The 21,170-nt window shown below is 43.4% G+C and carries 22 protein-coding genes, 1 tRNA gene, 1 other RNA gene and 1 other annotated feature; of the genes, 7 read left to right on the plus strand and 17 right to left on the minus strand.

Annotated elements, in window-relative coordinates:
* Positions 1-455 precede the first annotated feature (455 nt).
* The 3 genes from JI667_RS20855 to JI667_RS20865 are packed head-to-tail and all read right to left on the minus strand — an operon-like array spanning position 456 to position 2,880.
* Positions 456-647, minus strand: coding sequence for a FeoB-associated Cys-rich membrane protein (locus JI667_RS20855; protein WP_206858354.1), 192 nt, complete (start codon positions 645-647; stop codon positions 456-458).
* A 14-nt stretch (positions 648-661) separates the two neighbouring features.
* On the minus strand, positions 662-2,653 hold the full coding sequence (gene feoB / locus JI667_RS20860) for a ferrous iron transport protein B (protein ID WP_206858355.1): 1,992 nt from the start codon (positions 2,651-2,653) through the stop codon (positions 662-664).
* Positions 2,653-2,880 carry a FeoA family protein gene (locus JI667_RS20865; protein ID WP_206858357.1) on the minus strand — a complete coding sequence of 76 codons (228 nt, stop codon included), beginning with the start codon at positions 2,878-2,880 and terminating at the stop codon, positions 2,653-2,655. The genes feoB and JI667_RS20865 overlap by 1 nt, the downstream gene beginning before the upstream one ends.
* Before the next feature lie 165 nt (positions 2,881-3,045).
* On the opposite strand from JI667_RS20865, the gene JI667_RS20870 reads away from it, so the two are divergent.
* Positions 3,046-3,525, plus strand: coding sequence for a PaaI family thioesterase (locus JI667_RS20870; RefSeq protein ID WP_206858359.1), 480 nt, complete (start codon positions 3,046-3,048; stop codon positions 3,523-3,525).
* A 71-nt stretch (positions 3,526-3,596) separates the two neighbouring features.
* Here the strand turns inward: JI667_RS20870 and JI667_RS20875 are convergent, their stop codons facing one another.
* From JI667_RS20875 to tadA, 7 genes are all read right to left on the minus strand, one after another.
* A complete protein-coding gene (locus JI667_RS20875) occupies positions 3,597-3,860 on the minus strand; it encodes a pro-sigmaK processing inhibitor BofA family protein (RefSeq protein WP_206858361.1) in 264 nt (87 codons plus the stop codon).
* A gap of 62 nt (positions 3,861-3,922) precedes the next feature.
* Positions 3,923-4,141: a YaaL family protein gene (locus tag JI667_RS20880; RefSeq protein ID WP_044340677.1), complete on the minus strand. Its 219-nt coding sequence runs from the start codon at positions 4,139-4,141 to the stop codon at positions 3,923-3,925.
* A gap of 16 nt (positions 4,142-4,157) precedes the next feature.
* Positions 4,158-4,754: a recombination mediator RecR gene (gene recR, locus JI667_RS20885; protein ID WP_206858363.1), complete on the minus strand. Its 597-nt coding sequence runs from the start codon at positions 4,752-4,754 to the stop codon at positions 4,158-4,160.
* A gap of 11 nt (positions 4,755-4,765) precedes the next feature.
* Positions 4,766-5,089, minus strand: a complete 324-nt coding sequence (locus JI667_RS20890) for a YbaB/EbfC family nucleoid-associated protein (RefSeq protein WP_173104273.1) — start codon at positions 5,087-5,089, stop codon at positions 4,766-4,768.
* A gap of 24 nt (positions 5,090-5,113) precedes the next feature.
* Positions 5,114-6,805, minus strand: a complete 1,692-nt coding sequence (dnaX, locus tag JI667_RS20895) for a DNA polymerase III subunit gamma/tau (RefSeq protein WP_206858365.1) — start codon at positions 6,803-6,805, stop codon at positions 5,114-5,116.
* 164 nt (positions 6,806-6,969) lie between these two features.
* Positions 6,970-7,234, minus strand: an RNA gene (ffs, locus tag JI667_RS20900) — signal recognition particle sRNA large type.
* A gap of 98 nt (positions 7,235-7,332) precedes the next feature.
* Positions 7,333-7,827 carry a tRNA adenosine(34) deaminase TadA gene (tadA, locus tag JI667_RS20905; RefSeq protein WP_206858368.1) on the minus strand — a complete coding sequence of 165 codons (495 nt, stop codon included), beginning with the start codon at positions 7,825-7,827 and terminating at the stop codon, positions 7,333-7,335.
* An 82-nt stretch (positions 7,828-7,909) separates the two neighbouring features.
* Here tadA and JI667_RS20910 point away from each other — a divergent pair, with 82 nt between their 5' ends.
* The 5 genes from JI667_RS20910 to JI667_RS20930 all read left to right on the plus strand — a co-directional run bounded on the left by JI667_RS20910 (position 7,910) and on the right by JI667_RS20930 (position 11,914).
* Complete coding sequence (locus JI667_RS20910; RefSeq protein ID WP_206858369.1) at positions 7,910-8,449, plus strand: isochorismatase family cysteine hydrolase; 540 nt, start codon at positions 7,910-7,912, stop codon at positions 8,447-8,449.
* 78 nt (positions 8,450-8,527) lie between these two features.
* Positions 8,528-9,814: a glycosyl hydrolase family 18 protein gene (locus JI667_RS20915; RefSeq protein WP_206858370.1), complete on the plus strand. Its 1,287-nt coding sequence runs from the start codon at positions 8,528-8,530 to the stop codon at positions 9,812-9,814.
* A 217-nt stretch (positions 9,815-10,031) separates the two neighbouring features.
* Complete coding sequence (locus JI667_RS20920; protein ID WP_206858371.1) at positions 10,032-10,688, plus strand: deoxynucleoside kinase; 657 nt, start codon at positions 10,032-10,034, stop codon at positions 10,686-10,688.
* Positions 10,672-11,340, plus strand: coding sequence for a deoxynucleoside kinase (locus tag JI667_RS20925; protein WP_206858372.1), 669 nt, complete (start codon positions 10,672-10,674; stop codon positions 11,338-11,340). Before JI667_RS20920 ends, JI667_RS20925 begins: the two co-directional genes overlap by 17 nt.
* Positions 11,341-11,554: 214 nt before the next feature.
* Positions 11,555-11,914, plus strand: coding sequence for a hydrolase (locus JI667_RS20930; protein ID WP_206858373.1), 360 nt, complete (start codon positions 11,555-11,557; stop codon positions 11,912-11,914).
* A gap of 105 nt (positions 11,915-12,019) precedes the next feature.
* Here JI667_RS20930 and JI667_RS20935 read toward each other — a convergent pair.
* The 6 genes from JI667_RS20935 to guaB all read right to left on the minus strand — a co-directional run bounded on the left by JI667_RS20935 (position 12,020) and on the right by guaB (position 18,966).
* Positions 12,020-12,112 (minus strand) — tRNA-Ser (locus JI667_RS20935).
* 116 nt (positions 12,113-12,228) lie between these two features.
* Positions 12,229-13,503, minus strand: a complete 1,275-nt coding sequence (gene serS, locus JI667_RS20940) for a serine--tRNA ligase (protein WP_206858374.1) — start codon at positions 13,501-13,503, stop codon at positions 12,229-12,231.
* Positions 13,504-13,550: 47 nt separating this feature from the next.
* Positions 13,551-13,760 (minus strand) — a binding site (T-box leader).
* 53 nt (positions 13,761-13,813) lie between these two features.
* Entirely contained in the window at positions 13,814-14,404 is a 591-nt protein-coding gene (gene pdxT, locus JI667_RS20945; RefSeq protein ID WP_206858375.1) for a pyridoxal 5'-phosphate synthase glutaminase subunit PdxT, read from the minus strand.
* 11 nt (positions 14,405-14,415) lie between these two features.
* Positions 14,416-15,297 (minus strand): pyridoxal 5'-phosphate synthase lyase subunit PdxS, encoded by an 882-nt coding sequence (pdxS, locus tag JI667_RS20950; RefSeq protein WP_044340693.1) that lies wholly within the window; start codon positions 15,295-15,297, stop codon positions 14,416-14,418.
* Positions 15,298-15,951: 654 nt separating this feature from the next.
* Complete coding sequence (locus JI667_RS20955; RefSeq protein WP_206858385.1) at positions 15,952-17,271, minus strand: serine hydrolase; 1,320 nt, start codon at positions 17,269-17,271, stop codon at positions 15,952-15,954.
* Positions 17,272-17,502: 231 nt separating this feature from the next.
* Positions 17,503-18,966, minus strand: coding sequence for an IMP dehydrogenase (guaB, locus tag JI667_RS20960; RefSeq protein ID WP_206858378.1), 1,464 nt, complete (start codon positions 18,964-18,966; stop codon positions 17,503-17,505).
* Between the two features lie 112 nt (positions 18,967-19,078).
* Here guaB and JI667_RS20965 point away from each other — a divergent pair, with 112 nt between their 5' ends.
* Complete coding sequence (locus tag JI667_RS20965; protein ID WP_206858381.1) at positions 19,079-20,014, plus strand: YaaC family protein; 936 nt, start codon at positions 19,079-19,081, stop codon at positions 20,012-20,014.
* A gap of 38 nt (positions 20,015-20,052) precedes the next feature.
* On the opposite strand, the gene JI667_RS20970 is transcribed toward JI667_RS20965, so the two are convergent.
* Positions 20,053-20,535 (minus strand): glutathione peroxidase, encoded by a 483-nt coding sequence (locus JI667_RS20970; protein WP_206858383.1) that lies wholly within the window; start codon positions 20,533-20,535, stop codon positions 20,053-20,055.
* Positions 20,536-21,170: the final 635 nt, after the last annotated feature.

Consider the following 21,170-nt stretch of genomic DNA (forward strand, 5'->3'; position numbering starts at 1 on the left):
GCACGCCGCCAGCGTTCGTCCTGAGCCAGGATCAAACTCTCCGATAAAAGTTTGAATAGCTCTTTAAAAATAAATCTTGAATTAACGTTGACGTATTGTCTTATTTTGTTCAGTTTTCAAGGTTCAATATTTCGATGAGCTCTCTTGAGCACCTCTTAAATATAACATTTTTCGCTATAAAGCGTCAAGCTTTTTTTGAAATTTGTTTTCCGCCTTGTTTTGGCGACAAGGAATATAATAGCATCTTCTACTATTTAGAGTCAATACTATTTTTCATCTTTTGCTATTTATTTCAGAACACATTACTTATTCCTTTATACTTCTATAGATTTAAGAGAAAAGCACTTTTCCAACGGCTCAGGAACAACTACTGTTTCCATGTGTTCTTTACTTATTCAACACAAAAGAAAGAACAGCTCTCATCAAGAAAGCTATCCCTTCTGCTCAAACTCTATTTATTTCGATACATGTTTAATATTCAATACGTGCTGCCGTTGATCTTGACTTACCGTGGCGCATCCAGATTTACATGTTTTATTTAGAGCACATGTGCCACATTTCCCTTGACGGCTTTTCTTGAAGAATGAATATACCATCCATGTGGCATATCCAAAAATGAGAAGTCCAAGAATTATACTGACAATCATGGCAGAACCTCCAATTAAAAAATAAACTGACCTACTCTATATACGACGAAAGCTACGATATAAGCGACTACAAAAGAATATACAATTGATAGAAGAGTCAATTTCATACTCCCGGTTTCTTTTTTCATGATGGCAACCGTCGCTAAACAAGGTGTATACAATAAGATAAATACTAAGAACGTGTACGCTGCAAGTGGAGTATAGAATTGAGGGAGTAAATTCGCCAATGTATCCCCTGTTGGTACATGATAGAGAATATTCATGGTCGAAACCACGACTTCCTTCGCTAAGAAACCGGTAAACAAGGCCGATACGGCTTGCCACGATGCGAATCCAAGCGGTGCAAATATAGGCGCAAACACTCCACTGACAATGGCCATGAAACTTTCATTTATCGGTACACCTGCTCCATTTGGCCCTAAATAGGAAAAGAGCCAAATGAATACCGTTCCTCCAAAAATAAAGGTACCCGCCTTACGAACAAACCCTTTCCCTTTATCCCATGTACTTCTAAGCAATTGTACAGGTTGCGGTACATTATAGGGAGGAAGCTCCATGACAAAATATGATTTCTCATTTTTCAAGAAGAAAGAAAAAATCTTGGCTACTAAAATGGCAACAACTATTCCCAAAACATAAAGAGACAGAACAATGATCGCTTGATGCTCGCTAAAGAAGGCGGCCACAAACAGAGCATAAACAGATAGCCTTGCCGAACAAGACATAAATGGTGAAATAAGAATGGTCAATAGCCTTTCCTTAGGCTGCTCAATCGTACGTGCTGCCATTATGGAAGGCACATTACATCCAAATCCGATAATCAAGGGAATAAACGCCTTCCCGTTTAATCCTATGAATTCCATCAGTCTGTCCATCACCACTGCGACACGAGCCATATATCCCGAGTCCTCTAATAAGGAAATAAAGAAGAACAGGATGAATATTTGTGGAACAAACACGAGAACACCACCGACACCGGCAATGATCCCCTCCAGAATAACGGCCTGAATGAATGGTAGAGCGTTCATTTGATTCAATAGATATTGGACACCGTTTGTTAACGGCCCTGCAAAGAAAGAATCAAGAGCATCTGAAATAGGTGTTCCGAGCCAACCAAATGTCAATTGAAATACTACAAGTAAGACCAGTAGAAAGAATGGAATTCCAAAGACGGGATGGGTTGCAATATGATCCAACCAGGCGGTTAGAGGAAGGGAATCCTGTTTTTTCTGCTCCTCTGTTACTTGGGTAACGATTTGACGGATAAACGTTTTCCGTTTGCTGTATATGACCTCTTCAAGGGACTTACCCTTCTCTTTTAATTGAAGTGCTTCAGCCTGTTCTTGCATTTTCTTTAGACCAGGGTATGAACTATCCAGCGTTTGTTGAATCATTTCATTGCCGAGTATATACTGAACGGCTACCCAACGTTTTTTTAGGTCTCCCTCGTTCCCCATAAGAGATAAGATCCTGGAAATGGACTCTTCCACTACCGGTCCGTAATCCAGGATGAACGGTGAAGCCGGCTCTAAGGGTCTGTCCTTCAGAAGCTGAATGATTTCTTCGCAGCCTCTTCCTTTTCGAGCGATGGTAGAGTAACTCTTCACTCCTAATAACTTACCAAGGAGCGGCACATTCACCTTAATACCCCGTTTTTCAGCGATGTCCATCATATTAAGAACGATCACGGTCGGAAGATTGGTCTCCAGCAGTTCGATGGTTAAATACAAACTGCGTTCAAGCTGATTGGCATTGACGATGTTCAGAATTTGTCCTACCTCTTCTTGCAGGAGAGCCATTGATGCCACGCGTTCATCATGGGATAAAGGATTGAGTGTATATACACCAGGCAAGTCAATCAATGACTGAACAGAATGCTTGATCCTGCCAACCTTTTTATCGACAGTCACCCCACTCCAGTTGCCTACATATTCATATGAACCGGTGATCTGATTAAATAAAGATGTTTTACCTGTATTGGGGTTACCCAAAAGTGCTGTTTCCATTACATTCGTTCCCCTTTAATGCAGTGTGTATCTTTTTTGCGAATTCCCACCCGTTGACCTGAGCACTCCAAGAGACAAGGACCTCCAAAGAGACAGTAACGGATGACTTTGACTTCACTGCCTTTATCCACTCCCATATCCTTTAGGCGGCGCTTTACAAAAGGGTGAAGCTCGGTTAAGTCGGAGATTTGAAAGGATTCGTTCCTTTGAATTTGACTTAGGTTCATGGTGTTTCACCTCGTATATAAAATCGATAGTGATATTCATTATCATTTATTACCTTAATAGTAATTGAATTCAGCCAATTCGTAAAGGAGAGATATAGGAAGGAAATCCAACTCTACCTATAGAAGAATATAGAGAATACGATTGAAATAAAAGGAGCTGGACATATGAATAAAGTGGTTCGGGCCATCCAGGACCAATACCCCGATGATTTCGCATGGTGCTACGGGTGTGGCCGCCTCAATCAAGATGGACATCATTTCCGCACAGGGGTAGACGGGGAACATACAGTCACGATCTACACCCCTGAACCGGAACATACGGCTTTGCCGGGTTTTGTGTACGGCGGGTTGATTGCGTCTTTAATCGATTGTCACGGTACGGGTTCAGCCGCGATTGCTCTTCATCAGAAAAACGGCGGGGAAGTGGGCGTCGGAAAAGAGCCTCCGCGGTTTGTGACGGCATCCCTGAATGTGGACTTCATGAAACCGACTCCCCACGGTGTAGCATTAAAAGCGATAGGTACAGTTCAAGAAATCCACCCGAAGAAGTTTAAAGTGGAAACGGAGGTCTTTGCAGAAGGGAAGCTTTGCGCACGTGGTGAAGTAACAGCCGTTGTCATGCCAAAGACATTTTTAAGTGAATAGAGAAAAAGGGCAGTCAAGATTCAGGTAAACGTACCTGATACCTCGACTGCCCTTTTTCTACTTCTATCGTCCTATAATATCCACATCTGAATAACCGTCAGACCCACTACTCCCGGAATACCCAATATACCTGAAATAGATGAAGTTGCTACATTAATAGGCACATGAATTCCGTACTGACTGCCAAAGGCGTTCAGGAAGAATAGAAACAGTGCTCCGATCATGACCTTCATGGCAACTTGTCCAACAAACCGAAGCGGCTTGATGGGTGTACCGGCAGCCAGGAGCAGAACAATCAGGCCGCTGATCACTGCAATGACAATTACTGGGTTCATACCCTTCTCTCCTCTCAACCAAGAACATCATTCGTCTCTTACTGATAGGATATGAAGGTTGTCTACCTTTTTATGACGATCTTTCTATGTTTTGCCTCTCTAAAGAGAAAAAAATATTTAGCCTCTGCAATTTTCGAATGACAGTGGATGTTCAAATTATAATCCACACTCATCTCGTCGATGGAACGCTGTTGATTCCAATGATCCTTGGTTTCGTCTAATACGTGCAGTAAGGATTGGTCATACTCTTTTTTCAGCTTTCCTTTTTTCCGGAAAAACATAGGTATCCTCTCCTCGTTATACGTCTCTTCTTCCTTCAAGGGCTTTTGATAAGGTTACTTCATCAGCATATTCGAGATCTCCACCTACTGGAAGTCCATGGGCAATCCTTGTAATGCGGATCCCCGACGGTTTGACGAGGCGTGAGATATACATAGCTGTCGCTTCCCCTTCAATGTTAGGGTTGGTGGCAAGGATCACTTCCTTGACTTCGTCACTGTGAAGACGTTTGATGAGGTCAGGTACATTGATGTCTTCAGGACCGATCCCATCCATTGGGGAAATGGCTCCATGAAGAACATGATATTGACCGTTATATTCCCTCATCTTCTCCATGGCAATGACATCTTTAGGATCCTGTACCACACAAATGATGCTGCGATCCCGTCGTTGATCCTCACAGATATAGCATGGATCCTGATCGGTTATGTGCCCGCAGACGGAGCAGTAACTCAAGTTCCGCTTCGCATTGACCAATGCTTTCGCAAAGTCCAATACAGTATCCTCTTTCATACTAAGAACAAAAAAAGCCAGGCGGGCCGCCGTTTTCGGCCCGATTCCCGGCAATTTCATAAAGCTGTCGATCAGCTTTGATATAGGCTCAGGATAGTGCATGATATTGCCTCCTAGAACATTCCCGGCAGGTTCATTCCTTTAGTGAATTGACCCATAGTGGAGTTCGTTAATTCGTCCGCTTTCTTCAGTGCATCGTTTGTCGCTGCAAGGACAAGATCTTGTAACATTTCTACGTCATCCGGATCTACCGCTTCTTCGTTGATTTTTACATCAAGGACTTGTTTGTGACCGGAAACAACGACTGTTACCATTCCGCCGCCAGCTGTACCTTCGATTTGCTTTTCACCCAGTTCCTCTTGAGCTTCCGCCATTTTCTTTTGCATCTTTTGCATTTGTTTCATCATATTTTGCATATTACCGTTTCCACGCATCATAAGATTACCTCCAATATATTATTTTTAATCGTTTAGTTCTATTAGATCCATACCGACAAGCTTTTCAGCTTCCTTCAATAGGGAGTCTTCTCCTTGCTCTTCACCGGATGATTCCCCATCCTCCGGTTTCGAGTTCCGGATAAAATCTTCCCTTATGCTCGTCCACTGGTCTTCAGGAATTCCTATGGCTTCATAGTTGTTTCCTGTCAGCTCCTCCAATATGGAAGCAATCGCTGCCGTAAAAGCTTGATTCTCCATGGCCATCTGACAATGGATATCATATTTGAATTTTAACACAAAAGAACCGTTTGTCGCTGCCACAGGTTCTGCATCGTTCAACAATGCAGACTGCGATCGCATTTGACGTTGGTTCAGTGTTTCAACCATGTCCCCCCAGCGGCTCTTGATCAGATTGAGATCCTCTTTCGTGGCCGTTCGGAGTACTTCTTGAATCTTCCCGGTCGGAGCACGGAACCCTTTCTTCGCCCTGATTGGTTTCTTCGCTGGCTGTTGAGCGGGCTCTGTCTGTACCTTGACTCCATTAGCCTTCAACTTCTCAATCTCCCGTTCAAGAATCTTGATCTTCTCCATCATCTCGTTCACTTCAGGAGAAGAAGAAGCCGACGCCGGTGCTTCCATTTGGCACAGCTTTACAATGGATACTTCCAAGTAAATTCGGGCATGATTGGTAAACTTCATTTCCTGGCCGGCCTGATTCAATACGTCAATATACTGATAAATCTGACCAGGCTGGATTTGGCCTGCTAATTCTTTAAAATCATCATCGAGCATGACTCTTTCAAGTGATTCTTCGAGATTTGGCGCCGTCTGATATAACAGCATATCCCGAAAATACAGAATGAAGTCTTCAGCGAACCTTGCCGGGTCCTTCCCTTGAAACAACAACTCTTCCAACGCACCGAGACCCGTAGTGACGTCCCTCTCAAGGATGGCTTTGGCCAGGGTATTCAAGTAGCCTTGGGAAACGGCACCCGTTACCGTCAGGGCATCCTCCACCGTCACCCGGTCCTGACTGAAGGAAATCGCTTGGTCGAGAAGACTCAGGGCATCACGCATCCCGCCCTCAGCAGCCCTGGCGATGATCGTCAGGGCGTTTTCTTCATAATTCACACCAGACTCTGTTGCGATATGACTCATTCTTCCCACTATGTCCATCGCGGTTATACGCTTAAAGTCAAAACGTTGACAGCGGGATATGATCGTCAGGGGAATCTTATGGGGCTCCGTCGTCGCCAGTATGAAGATAACGTGTTTAGGGGGTTCCTCCAACGTCTTTAAAAGCGCATTGAATGCCCCGATGGACAGCATATGAACCTCATCGATAATATAGACTTTATACTCAACGACGTTTGGAGAATACTTGACTTTATCCCGGATGTCACGAATCTCCTCCACTCCGTTATTGGAAGCCGCATCGATTTCAATGACGTCAGGAATCGAACCGTCCGTAATTCCCTTACACGCATCACACTCATTACAAGGTTCCGCTACAGGTGAACGTTCACAGTTGACGGCTTTGGCCAGGATCTTCGCTGCGCTCGTCTTTCCTGTCCCCCTTGGTCCAGAGAATAAATAGGCATGGGAAATCTTCTGATGAAGGAGGGCATTTTGCAACGTTTTCGTTACATGCTGCTGTCCCACTACATCAATAAATGACTGAGGACGCCACACACGATATAAAGCTTGATATGCCAAAATACTCCCCCCTCTTTTTATGTACTATAGTGTCTCTATTATAACGTAATGTAAATCCCTTTTACAAAGAAAACCGGAGATCAATTTAAGATGAAATATGCACCATCATACAAACAAAAAACTCACCCTGAAGTGGATGAGTTGGTTGTATATAAGTTAAACTGCCGTGCACCTTTCGTCGACAAGCATCCATAGGCGTTACTCAAGCAGTTAGCTCGGCCCAGGCAACCCTGCGGCACATGGGAGCTTCCACTTAATGCTGCTTCCTTCCGGACCTGACATGGTTCATGGATTCCCATTGCGCAGGACCCAGGCGTCAACACCACTTACTTGAGGCAGGCCCTACAGAGTGCCAGCCTCGAAAAGGAATTCGGTCTCGCTGGAGCGGATTGCGAGTACAGGGCACCGCTACCTCCCCACCTAGCACGGCAAAATTGATACCATATTTAGTTGCGTCATTAGTGCGACGCAAGATTAAGTATACTAGGATATACGGTAAAAAGCAATGATGGAATGCTGTAAGTTATTTACAGATCCGAAACTCCATTCCTCTTTTCCCTCTTCTTACGTTCCCTCAAGCCCTTGAAGAAACGGGAAAGGATTCCACCGCATTCTTCAGCAAGGACTCCGGGTAAAACGTCACACTGATGATTGAACCGGTCATCCTCCAGTAAATTCATTAACGTTCCTGCACAGCCCGCTTTCGGATCATTGGCCCCGTATATGACTTTATCGATTCTCGAAAGGATGATGGCTCCGCTGCACATGGGACAAGGTTCAAGTGTGACATAAAGCTCTGCTCCTTCCAGCCTCCAGGTGCCAAGCTTCTCACAAGCCTCTTGGATTGCCAGTGTTTCAGCATGAGTAAGCGCATTTTGGGTGGTTTCCCTCAGATTATGGGCACGGGCGATGATCTCACCATCCATAACGACCACTGCTCCAATCGGAACTTCCTGAATGGCCGCCGCTTTCTCTGCTTCAATTAATGCTTCTTTCATAAACTGCTCTTCTCTTATACCCATTATGTACTCCCATAAATTTATTTCTCTATTCTTTATAAAATATCCCCATTCACACCAAACTATAAATGAAAGGGGCTTTCATATGATACCTAACGATACCGCTCTTCTGATCATCGATATTATCAATCCATTTGATTTCAAACACGGTGAAATCCTGGCAGAACACACCGCCAAGATTATCGATCCCATTAATTCACTGCGTGAGTATGGCGAAGCTCATGGACTTCCTACCATCTATATTAACGACCATTATGAGCTTTGGAAAGCAGATTATAAACAGATTTATAAGAAATGCCATAACGAAGTGAGTGATGGGATCATGACCCCACTCCAACCGAGAGACGACGATTACTTTCTTATCAAACCGAAACATTCCGCCTTTTATGGCACGGCTTTAAACACACTCCTTCATCATCTTTCTGTAAAAAACCTGATTATTACAGGTATTGCAGGGAATATATGCGTCCTTTTCACTGCCAACGACGCCTATATGAGAGAGTTTAATCTGATGGTACCCAAGGATGCCATTGCCTCTGTCAGTGAAGAGGATAATCACTACGCCTTGACCATGATGAAAAACGTCTTAAAAGCAAAGATTGATTCAACCAATGTGATTTTATAATTTTTATCACACAAAACATATTATATCCCCCCATTTCATAGGTTGATTATAGTGAATGAAATAGAGGAGGGTCTGTTTATGCAAATACATGTTGTCCGGCCAAACCAATCTATATTTGGCATCGCCCAAGCGTATGGGTCAACAGTGAAAGATATAGTAGAGGCGAATGAACTGCCAAACCCTGATAATTTAGTGATCGGTCAGTCACTGGTCATTCCGATTATAGGAAGCTTTTACTTTGTCCAACCCGGGGATAGCCTTTGGAGTATCAGTCAGAAGACAGGAGTCCCCTATCAGGAACTGGCGCGCGTAAATGGAATATCTCCCAACCAGCCTTTACAGGTGGGGTTTCGTTTATACATTCCCCAGAAGCCAAAGGGGAAGGCGGAGTTTAATGGCTATGTAGAACCCTATGGGAAGGAAGTTGCCCCGAACCTTGAAGAAAGCGCCCAGGAAGCGGCTCCTTATCTCACGTATCTCGCCCCGTTCAGTTTCCAGGCTAAGCGTGACGGTACACTGAAAGAACCTCCCCTTGGCAGCCTGATTCAAACAGGGAAAGACAATAATAATGTCATGATGATGGCCATTACCAATCAGGAGGATGGGACCTTCAGTGATGAACTGGGCCGTATTCTGTTAACCGACCAGGCCATCCAGAATAAGTTCCTGGATAACGTCGTCAAAACGGCAGAGAAGTATGGATTCAGGGATATCCACTTCGACTTCGAATACTTGCGGCCACAGGACAAAGAAGCCTACAACAAATTTTTACGCAAAGCAAAGGCACGGTTCAATCAGGAAGGATGGCTCCTTTCGACCGCCCTCGCCCCAAAGACCAGTGCGGATCAAAAAGGGAAATGGTATGAGGCCCATGATTATAAAGCACACGGGGAAATTGTCGACTTCGTGGTCATCATGACCTACGAGTGGGGGTACAGCGGAGGACCTGCCATGGCGGTGTCACCTATCGGACCGGTCCGGGAAGTTTTGGAATATGCTGTTTCAGAAATGCCACCATCCAAGATCCTCATGGGACAGAACTTATATGGATATGACTGGACGTTGCCTTTTGTACAAGGAAGTACAGCAAAAGCGATCAGTCCTCAACAGGGGATTAAGATAGCCGCTGATAACAATGTCAAAATCGAGTATGATCAAAAAGCCCAGGCACCATTTTTCAAATACCGGGACGCAAAAACCGGGAAAGATCATGAAGTCTGGTTTGAAGATGCACGAAGCATCCAGGCTAAATTCGATCTTATGAAAGAACTGAAATTGAGAGGGATGAGCTATTGGAAGCTCGGCCTCTCCTTCCCTCAAAACTGGTTGTTAATTTCAGACAATTTCGATGTCGTGAAAAGATAATTAATAGAAGCTGAAGGATGGGCAAATCTATAAACACCCTCCCTTCAGCTTTTTATTTAGGTTTTCATAAAGTCTCCGTACATATGGGCGATATAATGAGCAGGGGAAATATGCTGAACAAACCATCCATCTATTGTGTTACAATAATTCCTGTCGTATTTTTTATTTTTACATTATTTCCAAGAAAAAGATTGCCGTAATATGAGGAGGACAATTAATGGGGCGCATTCCTTTCATTACCGTTGAAGGCCCGATTGGAATAGGAAAAACCTCTCTAGCAAAAGCGATTTCCGATCATTTTCAATTTCACCTGCTAAAAGAAATCGTAGATGAGAATCCATTCTTAGATAAATTCTATGATGATATTGAAGAGTGGAGCTTTCAAACAGAGATGTTTTTCTTATGCAATCGATATAAACAATTAGAAGACATCGAGAAACACTACTTATCTCAGAACAAATCTGTCGTAGCAGATTATCATATTCTCAAAAACATCATCTTCGCAAAACGCACATTGAAGGATGAACAACAATTCAAGAAATACCTCAATATCTATGACATCCTGACGTCTGATATGCCAAGACCCAATGTGGTCATTTACTTGAACGCAAGCTTGGATACCTTACTTAAGCGAATCGAAAAAAGAGGAAGGGATTTCGAAAAGAAAATCAGCCCTCTTTATCTGAAGCAGCTCTCACTTGATTATGAGGAGTACATGAACACATTCGAGGAAACACACCCGGATATCCCTGTTCTTCGGTTTAATGGCGACCACGTAGATTTCGTTCAAAATAAAGAGGATCTGGATCACATTCTTACTCAATTGGAAACTACACTTAAAAAAGGAGTTCACTATCATGAATCTTCGCACTAAATACGGGATCCCGAACAATGCCGTGATCACCATTGCCGGAACGGTAGGTGTCGGGAAGTCCACCATGACGAACGGTTTGGCGAACGCACTCGGCTTCCGCACGTCATTCGAAAAAGTGGATACGAACCCATATCTCGACAAATTTTATCAGGACTTTAAAAGCTGGAGCTTTCATCTTCAAGTCTACTTCCTGGCAGAACGCTTTAAAGAGCAGAAGAAAATCTTTGAATATGGCGGCGGCTTCATCCAGGACCGCTCCATTTATGAAGATACAGGCATATTCGCCCGCATGCATTATGAAAAAGGCAATATGAGTGAAATCGATTATGAAACGTATACAAGCCTTTTTGATGCCATGGTGATGACGCCATACTTCCCACACCCTGACCTGTTAATTTACCTGGAGGGATCCATCGATAATGTCGTGGATCGCATTCGTGAACGCGGTCGCCCGATGGAACAGCAAACACCCGTTGCCTACTGGGAAGAAATGCACGAGCGCTACGAAAACTGGATCAACTCCTTCAACGCATGTCCTGTCCTCAGACTCGACATCAGCGAATACGACCTCGTCAACGATCAACAATCCATTGAGCCGATTGTTGAAAGAATCGGTTATTTCATTGAACAGACGAGGATGTTGAAGAGCTGAATATATAAAAGAGACTACTTAATCCTATATGGAGAAAGTAGTCTCTTTTATTATTTTTAAAGGCTGTTTTCGTAAACATTGTTGCTCCTGGATGTAGCGAGTGGCGGTTGATTTCCGCTACAGGTGCTCGCTATTTAAAGTGATGCATCCGTTTATTTCCATCCAAAAAGAGGTATATGTAAAAACAACCAATCAATGAAGGAGCTGAAAAAGCATGGAGACGAAACAAATCTATTATGTAGACATAAGCAGTGGAGACATCTTACGGGATCCGAATCAAAGCGCAAGCCCTAGCTTTCGCATATCCGCGACCCCTACAGAAGTCAACGAGCTTAAAACCCTCTTTAACGAGAACTATGATGATGACATGTCGACCATGAGACGCGCCCAGGTTCCGTTCCGTCAATATCACAACTCACCGGAAGACGATCAATATGATCAATCAATGAAGGACATCTACTCGAAGATTTACCTCCTCGGGGATGAAGAAGCACGCCGGCATATTGTAAACATCGGCGTATTGGAGCGTACACGGGAAACCCCTCTAAGAGAAGACATCAAGAACCTTAAGTAAAAGGCTTGGGTCATCCGGCACATCCATAAAATAAAAAAATTCGTTACATAAAATGTAACGAATTCTATCTCCAATGTTTATGCGCTATGGTTATAAAAAAATCAATGGAGGAGGAAGGGGGATTCGAACCCCCGCGGGCTGTTACACCCCTGTCGGTTTTCAAGACCGATCCCTTCAGCCGGACTTGGGTATTCCTCCGTATCGACAAGAATTATAATATCATGGTGTACAAATAGAGTCAAGCATATTTATAAAAAAATATAAAAGAAGTCTCACGAATACGCGTGAGACTTCTTTGGGCTGGCTTAAGTTCCTTATTTAATGACTTCCACTCCACCCATATACGGACGAAGAGCTTCTGGAACGACGACACTTCCGTCTTCCTGCTGATAATTTTCCAAAATAGCTGCTACCGTACGGCCAATCGCTAAACCAGATCCATTTAATGTATGAACATGTTCAGGTTTCGCATTTGGTTCTCTTCTGAAGCGGATATTGGCACGTCTAGCCTGGAAGCTTTCGAAGTTACTGCAAGAAGAGATCTCACGGTATGTTCCGTAGCTCGGAATCCAGACTTCAATGTCGTATTTCTTCGCAGCAGTGAAGCCTAAATCTGCTGTACACATAGACAATACCCGATAAGGAAGGCCAAGTAATTGAAGGACTTTTTCAGCGTGACCCGTTAATTCCTCTAGTGCAGCATAAGAATCTTCCGGCTTCACAAAGCGGACAAGCTCTACTTTATTGAACTGGTGCTGACGGATCAATCCTCGTGTATCACGTCCAGCAGATCCCGCCTCAGAGCGGAAGTTTGCGCTGTATGCGACGTAGCTGACCGGCAGTTCGTCTGCCTTCAGGATTTCATCACGATGGTAATTCGTCACAGGTACTTCTGCTGTCGGGACTAAGAAATAGTCTTCGCTTTCAATTCTGAATGCATCTTCCTCGAACTTTGGAAGTTGCCCGGTTCCCGTCATACTCGCTCTGTTTACAAGGAATGGAGGAATCATTTCTGTGTACCCATGCTCATCCATGTGAAGGTCCATCATGAAGTTGATAAGGGCTCTTTCAAGTCTTGCTCCAAGTCCTTTATAGAAAACGAAACGGCTTCCGGTCACTTTCCCTGCGCGTTCGAAATCAAGGATTCCAAGACCAGTGGCAACATCCCAGTGGGGCTGTGCTTCGAAAGCAAATTCCCTGACTTCTCCCCATTTACGCGCTTCAATATTGTCATCCTCTGTTTCACCGACAGGTACAGATTCATGAGGAATGTTCGGAATAGAAAGAAGGATACGTTCTAACTCTTCTTCGATGCCTCTTAATTCATCGTCCAGTTTTTTAACCAAGACCCCGACTTCACGCATTTCCACGATCATGTCCTGAGCATCTTTCTTCTCTTTCTTAAGCTCGGCAATTTGTTGGGATACTTCATTACGTTTGCTCTTTAACTCTTCACTCTCTACAAGAAGCTCTCTTCTTCTTTTATCAAGCTCTTCAAACTTGCCGAAGTCCTCTAAATTCTCACCGCGGTGCTGCAGGCGAGCTTTTACATCTTCCAGATTATTACGTAAATATCGAATGTCTAACATAAGATTCTCTCCTTTTTATAAAAAAATAAAAAACCCCCATCCCTGGTAAAAGGGACGGAGGTTTCCGCGTTGCCACCCTAATTGAAGACGCTCTCGCATCTTCCTCTTAAGAGATGGTAACGGAATCACCGAAAATACCTACTTCATTCAGTACTTCACTCAAGGATGGATTCGTAAAGCTCTTGCATCGATTCTCACCGGCCATCGACTCTCTTAAGCAAGCCTTCCTTACTACTATTTCCTATCAACGATTTAAATTTTTAATGGTTATTTCATAATCTACTACAATGTTTTCCATTTTGCAATAGAATTATGCGATTGTTTTTTCAGTGCTCTCTTTCACCATTTCAACGAAGAAAGCAGTCAGACGATGATCATCCGTCAATTCAGGATGGAACGAACAACCGAGGAACTGTCCGTGGCGTGCAAGCACGATGCGTTCATTATGCTTAGCCAGGATTTCAACATCTTCTCCCGCTTCCACAATATGAGGAGCACGGATGAAGACCGCATTGAACCCTTCTCCAACGTGGGCAATCGAAAGATCTGCTTCAAAGCTTTCTTTCTGGCGCCCAAAGGAATTACGTTCTACTGTCACGTCCATCACCCCTAGATGAGGTTCCTCATACCCTACAACATGCTTCGCCAGAAGAATCAGGCCTGCACAGGTGCCAAAGATGGGCTTCCCATCAGCGGCGAATTGTCTTAACGGCTCCATAAAACTATAACGATCAATCAACCTTCTCATGGTCGTACTTTCCCCACCAGGCATGATGAGACCTTGAATCTCGTCTAACTGCTCCACACGCTTAATGACGATTGCCTTGGCTCCAGAGGCTTCAATGGAACGCACATGCTCTCTGACGGCACCTTGAAGACCTAATACACCGATGTTCAACATAGAATCACACCTTACCATCCACGGTCTTGCATACGGTTTTCAGGTAAAATAGAAGAAATTTCTACTCCCTTCATTGCTACACCAAGCTCTTTTGATAATTCTGCGATTAACTTGTAATCTTGATAATGAGTAGTCGCTTCTACAATCGCTCTTGCGAATTTCTCAGGATTCTCTGATTTAAAGATACCTGAACCTACGAATACTCCGTCAGCTCCCAATTCCATCATTAGAGCCGCATCAGCTGGTGTGGCAATTCCGCCTGCAGCAAAGTTTACAACAGGTAAACGACCGTTTTCTTTAATTTCTAATAATAATTCGTATGGAGCTCCCAGAAGTTTAGCTTCTGTCATGATTTCATCTTCGTTCATGCTTACAAGCTTGCGAACCTGCGCATTCACTTTACGCATATGACGAACCGCTTCAACGATGTTACCCGTTCCCGGCTCACCCTTCGTACGAAGCATAGATGCTCCTTCACCGATACGGCGGGCAGCTTCACCTAAATCACGGCATCCACATACGAATGGCACAGTGAAATCTCTTTTATTCAAATGGTACTCTTCATCAGCAGGCGTTAATACTTCACTCTCATCAAGGTAGTCAACACCCATTGACTCAAGAACTCTTGCTTCAACAATATGACCAATACGAGCCTTTGCCATTACAGGAATAGACACAGCGCCCATAACTTCTTCAATAATACGAGGATCTGCCATTCTTGCTACTCCACCTGCAGCACGTATGTCTGCTGGAACTCGTTCTAAAGCCATTACCGCCACTGCACCCGCAGCTTCAGCAATCTTCGCCTGCTCTGCATTGACAACGTCCATGATGACGCCGCCTTTTTGCATCTCAGCCATACCTCTTTTTACACGATCTGTACCAGTCTTCATATCTATATCCCCCTTATATTTATCCCTTGCCTTCCCCACAACTTCCCAAAAAAGGAAGAAAACGTGACTAAAACAATCGGAATGATTATGTAACCCTACTGCTAAATAAACAATAAAAACAAGCTTATGTCAAGACGAAAAGCGGAAGCGGCTCGTTCTGGGGCGACAAGAATAAGACGAGTCACCCGGAAAGGCGTTCTTTGCCTTTTTGGCATGTTTGGCTTATGACCTCGAGCCTCTAAGCCCCGGAGCTGGACATCTCGAAAAGCGGAGGGGCTTTGCTCAGAGGCGACAAGCATAAGACGAACATGCCGGAAAGGCGCCTTTTGCCTTTTTGGCATGTTTGGCTTATGACCTCGAGCCTCTAAGCCCCGGAGCTGGACATCTCGAAAAGCGGAGGGGCTTTGCTCAGAGGCGACAAGCATAAGACGAACATGCCGGAAAGGCGCCTTTTGCCTTTTTGGCATGTTTGGCTTATGACCTCGAGCCTCTAAGCCCCGGAGCTGGACATCTCGAAAAGCGGAAGCGGCTTGGTCAGACCCGACAAGCATTTCTTGGAAATGACTGATCTTCCTTTTTATCGTTCCCTCCAAGCATACTCTTATGAAAAAAACACCAAGACCTGTAAAGCTTTAGTCTTGGTGTTTCATGATATTAGAACCAGCCTTTAACCGTAGAAGTGATGGAATTCCATATGTCTCCGAAGAAACCACCCACGGCTCTCATGGATAGGACGAACCAGTTTGCTTTCTCGACGCTATCAACTGTAACGACAGATGCTTTTGAAGCATTTGTCCCCTTATCCGTAAGATATCCTAAATCCTTCTTGCCTTTCGCTTCCAACATGACATAACCGACTTTTTCCCCTTCTTTTACAGGAGCCGTCAGTTCGCCATCATCATTCAATTTCTTCTTGTCCAATACAAATTTAGGCTTATATTGATCTTCTTCACCGTTTTTGATCACCATGCTTAACGGAACATCGGTTTTGATTTGAACTTCTTTTTCTTTTCCTTTTTCAACAGAAAGCGTTTTTTGACCTTTCACTTTGTAATCGGCAGGGAGAACTTCTTCCATGCTATAGTTGTTAAATGCGTAATCAAGCATTTTTCTTGTTTCACTAAAACGGGCGTCATAAGAGTTCTCACCAGGAGGTACATCCACGTTCATTACTACAGTAATAAATCTTAGACCATCTCTTTCAGCTGTGCCAGTGAAATTGGCTCCTGCAAAATCAGTTGTACCTGTTTTCAACCCGTCCATTCCTTCATACTCACGTAATAACCCTTTTAACATCCAATTCCAGTTATCCATATGCGTCTCATCAACAGTACCTTCAGCAAATACTTTCTTTGGAATGCTTGAAGTTTCTAGTACTTCAGGATGATCATGTAACAAACGATATGCAAGAGTGGCAACATCATTAGCAGACATGACATTTTCCTCTTCCGGACCACCCACAACCTGGTCTACATATGGTTGTAAATCACGGTTGTTAAGGCCGGTTGAGTTGACAAATTTGTATTCTTTCAAGCCTAATTCTTTAGCTTTTTCATTCATCATTTTAACAAAATTAGCTTCTGATCCGGCAATCGTCTCAGCTATCGCCATCGTGGCAGCATTTGCTGAATAGATCGCCATCGCTTCATACAATTCCTTAATCGTATAAGAGTCTTCTTCTCGAAGACTTACATTACTTAAACCAGTATTATGGGACATCTCAGAAAGATTACCTGGAACCGTATATTTTTGATCCCACTTCACTTTGCCATCTTCTACAGCTTCAAGTAATAGATATTCACTCATCATCTTCGTCATACTTGCAATACCCTGAGCTGTATCAGAATTTTTCTCATACAAAATCTTACCCGTACTTGCCTCTACTAAAATCGCAGCTTTTGCGTTTACGTCCAAGTCACCTTGAGCATTGGCAGGTTTCTGTACCATACTCATTGCCATCATAAAAACCATCATACAAACAAAAGATTTTTGAATCCAACTTCTTTTCACTGTTAGCCCTCCAAGATTTTATGTACACCTTCGTTATTTTATCATAGTTCGAAAGGTAAGAATAGACAGAGAATATGACTAGTTTTTGCATGGGTCAAGGGACTTGCGGCCTCTGAATAATGGCGTTCTCTCACCTCTCTCACCATATAAAAAAAGCTGATCAGGAGAACCTGATCAGCTTTTGGAATTATTTTCTTATACTGAGTAATTTGGTGCTTCTTTCGTAATTTGAACATCATGGGGATGACTTTCACGAAGGCCGGCACCCGTCATCTTGATGAACTGTGCCTTTTCTCTTAATTCGTATAAGTCTTTCGTTCCACAGTATCCCATACCCGAACGCAAGCCTCCAACCAGCTGATACAATGTATCGGCCAATGGTCCTTTATAAGGAATACGCCCTTCGATGCCTTCTGGAACGAATTTTTTTGCTTCTTCCTGGAAATAGCGATCCTTCGATCCTTTTTCCATGGAGCTAACTGACCCCATCCCTCTATATACTTTAAAACGGCGTCCTTGAAATATTTCAGTTTCGCCAGGGCTTTCAGAGGTCCCGGCTAATAAGCTTCCGAGCATGACCGCATGTCCACCTGCCGCCAGTGCTTTTACGATGTCACCTGAATACTTGATACCACCATCAGCGATGATGCTCTTACCGTGCTTTCTCGCTTCCGTCGCACAATCATACACAGCGGTGATTTGTGGTACACCTACACCAGCAACAACGCGGGTTGTACAAATGGAACCGGGTCCGATTCCAACCTTCACCACATCTGCACCAGCTTCAATTAATTCTCTTGTCGCTTCAGCCGTTGCCACATTCCCTGCCACGATATTTAATGTTGGATAAGCTTCGCGTATTTCACGAACAATAGAAAGGACTCCAGCAGAATGTCCGTGAGCTGTATCGATCACGATGACATCTACATGGGCTCTCACCAAATGTTCTACACGCGTTAATGTGTCTTTTGAAATACCTACGGCTGCACCTGCTAATAGACGCCCTTGAGCATCTTTGGCTGAGTTCGGGAACTCGATGACTTTCTCAATATCCTTGATCGTAATCAATCCTTTAAGTGTTCCCTCTTGATCGATCAAAGGCAGCTTTTCAATCTTATATTGCTGAAGAATTTTTTCCGCTTCTTCTAGGGTAGTGCCGACAGGAGCTGTTACAAGATTCTCCTTCGTCATGACATCCGAGATCTGGATTGAATAATCCTGGATGAAACGAAGGTCACGATTCGTTAATATCCCGACTAGCTTCTGTTCTTGCTCGTTGTTCACAATCGGAACACCGGAAATTCTATATTTGCCCATCAAGTGCTCTGCAGAGAACACTTGGTGATCCGGAGTTAAAAAGAATGGATCAGAGATAACTCCACTTTCGGAACGTTTTACTTTATCGACCTGCTCAGCTTGCTGTTCAATACTCATGTTCTTGTGGATGATACCCAATCCACCTGTCCGAGCCATTGCAATCGCCATTTCAGCTTCGGTAACAGTATCCATCCCGGCACTGATGACAGGAACATTCAACTTAATTGTATCTGTTAACTCAACAGAGATGTTTACATCCTTTGGCAATACCTCTGATTTAGCTGGTAATAATAAGACATCGTCAAACGTTAAACCTTCTTTTGCAAATTTAGAATCCCACATGTTTTCGGCCTCCCTAGTCCCAAAATATTATTAGTAGGTTATCAATTGGTTAAAATACTGTCAAGAAGAATAGGATTAATTTAATTTTTCAGAATAGTTAGAAGGTGATTTGATGAAAGAAATATTCCAGCACTGGGACTTCATCCACTATTTTCAGTCAGCAGAATACTCCCAGAAGTTTCTAAAAAAATGCTATGAAAAAATCGGGTCCTCTAAAGCTGAGATGAAGAGTTATGACAATTGTTATCCGTTCATGTACTACCTGGAACAGGGAGAACTTTATTACAAACAAGCTGTGATATCCCCTTTGTCACTCAAGCCGATTTTGCTCTTTTACGGATATATTCACTTTATTAAAGCCATCGTCCTTACAGAAGATCCGGCATATCCCGAAACGACTACTGTACTAGCACATGGAATCACTTCAAGAAAAAGAAAAAAACAGCAATATAGATTTCTTCAGGATGAAGTAAAGGTTCAAAAGAATGGTCTCTTTAGTCATTTTTCAGACCTCGTGTTCCACGTGAAACACATCGTTGGAGAAAAGTATAAAATGGAAGATCTGCTCGTACAAATACCTGAGCTCGATGAAGCATTTTTCATTTTGCTCAAAAAGAAAACCATGTTCTGGTTCAACAACCAGCATGAATTGAACGTCGATGAATCCGTGCTTTCACATTTTCATATGTCGGAGGATTTATTTAAACAATACTTGAATGAAAAGGTAACGGGGAATCTAAGCTGGGGTACACCTAACACTTTGCAGGCTGCTTCCCCTGAGGAATGCCTTCCATTCAGATGGCACCTAAACAGAAACCGCATGGCACTGCCGGGAATCCGTAATGATGCTACGACCATTCCTGAAGTACTCATCCACTACGCCATCCTTTACAATCTGAGCATGATTGCAAGGTATGAAACAGAATGGTGGGTAGAGCTTTTAAAGAACCGAACGAATGAAGATTATCCGATGATCACTACTTTTATCAACGTCACGACGAGGAAATCACCATTTCTTTTACTCAAAATACTCAAAGATAAGTTATAGGGTCGAGAGGAAAGACAGCTGCCTTTCCTCCCTATCTCCTATTCAGCCAGAAGCTTCTTAATATCCTCTTCGATCTTACGCGGGCTGGTCTGTGGTGAATATCGATCAACTACCTCTCCATTTTTCCCAACCAGAAACTTAGTGAAGTTCCACTTGATACTTGAGAGGAGTACACCCTTTTTCTCTTGGGTTAAAAAAGTGAAAAGCGGGTGGGCCTCCTTCCCCTTCACATCGACCTTGGCAAACATCGGAAATGATACACCGTAGTTCACCTGACAGAACTCCATGATGTCATCTTGATTATCAAATTCCTGATTCATGAATTGATCACACGGAAATCCAAGAACGACCAGGCCTTGTTCTTTATAATCTTCATACAGGCCCTGCAGCTCTTCAAATTGGGGTGTAAAGCCGCACTTACTGGCAGTGTTCACAATCAGCATAACTTTCCCCTGGTACTCTTCCAAAGACCTTACAGACCCATTGGCTCTTTTCACAGTAAAATCATAAATCGTCGTCATGTTTTTCTCTCCTTGTTTTGTACACTTACTTAAATAATACGTCAGGAGGTTGGGAGATAGCAATTTTGAAGTTGGGGTTGTGGGGGAGGGGTTTCTTCAGGTGGTGAGGTGGTCGGTGTGGGTCGCATGGTCCATGTGGGAAACTTGCATGATCGTATGTGTGATATCAGATTTTGTTACGTTCTATTGCCTTATAGAATCAGGTGTTTGTTGAAAGACAGATTCATAATTCAACAATATCTCTGAAAATTGCCTTCATAAAGGGGAAAATACCTGAAAAGTGTGCGTATCATTGTTTAGAACTGACGCCAAGGCTTTAAACTTAAAGATTAAATGTATTTCACCAGGGACCTTTCCTTTAAAAGTCAACAATTAGGTTGTAATTGCTTCATTTTCGAGGATGATTGCGTCGTTTTTTAATTTTATGCGTCATTTCTGAGCGTCATTGCGTTATTTTTTTGTTTATTGCGTCTTTAACCAATAAATCCCTTTCATTAACTCGCCCTTTATCCATTTCCAACAAACCAAAAAAGAGCAACTCACAATGAGCTACTCTTCTCTCTATTTGCCTGGCGACGTCCTACTCTCACAGGGGGAGATCCCCCAACTACCATCGGCGCTGAAGAGCTTAACTT

It is taken from the genome of Bacillus sp. NTK074B, assembly GCF_017303375.1.
Classification (GTDB): domain Bacteria; phylum Bacillota; class Bacilli; order Bacillales; family Bacillaceae_B; genus Rossellomorea.

Bases quoted from the DNA above. Each gene is read 5' to 3' on its own strand.
- JI667_RS20855 (WP_206858354.1), bottom strand. From the start codon at position 647: ATGATTGTCAGTATAATTCTTGGACTTCTCATTTTTGGATATGCCACA.
- feoB (WP_206858355.1), bottom strand. From the start codon at position 2,653: ATGGAAACAGCACTTTTGGGTAACCCCAATACAGGTAAAACATCTTTA.
- JI667_RS20865 (WP_206858357.1), bottom strand. From the start codon at position 2,880: ATGAACCTAAGTCAAATTCAAAGGAACGAATCCTTTCAAATCTCCGAC.
- JI667_RS20870 (WP_206858359.1), top strand. From the start codon at position 3,046: ATGAATAAAGTGGTTCGGGCCATCCAGGACCAATACCCCGATGATTTC.
- JI667_RS20875 (WP_206858361.1), bottom strand. From the start codon at position 3,860: ATGAACCCAGTAATTGTCATTGCAGTGATCAGCGGCCTGATTGTTCTG.
- JI667_RS20880 (WP_044340677.1), bottom strand. From the start codon at position 4,141: ATGTTTTTCCGGAAAAAAGGAAAGCTGAAAAAAGAGTATGACCAATCC.
- recR (WP_206858363.1), bottom strand. From the start codon at position 4,754: ATGCACTATCCTGAGCCTATATCAAAGCTGATCGACAGCTTTATGAAA.
- JI667_RS20890 (WP_173104273.1), bottom strand. From the start codon at position 5,089: ATGATGCGTGGAAACGGTAATATGCAAAATATGATGAAACAAATGCAA.
- tadA (WP_206858368.1), bottom strand. From the start codon at position 7,827: ATGGGTATAAGAGAAGAGCAGTTTATGAAAGAAGCATTAATTGAAGCA.
- JI667_RS20910 (WP_206858369.1), top strand. From the start codon at position 7,910: ATGATACCTAACGATACCGCTCTTCTGATCATCGATATTATCAATCCA.
- JI667_RS20915 (WP_206858370.1), top strand. From the start codon at position 8,528: ATGCAAATACATGTTGTCCGGCCAAACCAATCTATATTTGGCATCGCC.
- JI667_RS20920 (WP_206858371.1), top strand. From the start codon at position 10,032: ATGGGGCGCATTCCTTTCATTACCGTTGAAGGCCCGATTGGAATAGGA.
- JI667_RS20925 (WP_206858372.1), top strand. From the start codon at position 10,672: ATGAATCTTCGCACTAAATACGGGATCCCGAACAATGCCGTGATCACC.
- JI667_RS20930 (WP_206858373.1), top strand. From the start codon at position 11,555: ATGGAGACGAAACAAATCTATTATGTAGACATAAGCAGTGGAGACATC.
- serS (WP_206858374.1), bottom strand. From the start codon at position 13,503: ATGTTAGACATTCGATATTTACGTAATAATCTGGAAGATGTAAAAGCT.
- pdxT (WP_206858375.1), bottom strand. From the start codon at position 14,404: ATGTTGAACATCGGTGTATTAGGTCTTCAAGGTGCCGTCAGAGAGCAT.
- pdxS (WP_044340693.1), bottom strand. From the start codon at position 15,297: ATGAAGACTGGTACAGATCGTGTAAAAAGAGGTATGGCTGAGATGCAA.
- JI667_RS20955 (WP_206858385.1), bottom strand. From the start codon at position 17,271: ATGATGGTTTTTATGATGGCAATGAGTATGGTACAGAAACCTGCCAAT.
- guaB (WP_206858378.1), bottom strand. From the start codon at position 18,966: ATGTGGGATTCTAAATTTGCAAAAGAAGGTTTAACGTTTGACGATGTC.
- JI667_RS20965 (WP_206858381.1), top strand. From the start codon at position 19,079: ATGAAAGAAATATTCCAGCACTGGGACTTCATCCACTATTTTCAGTCA.
- JI667_RS20970 (WP_206858383.1), bottom strand. From the start codon at position 20,535: ATGACGACGATTTATGATTTTACTGTGAAAAGAGCCAATGGGTCTGTA.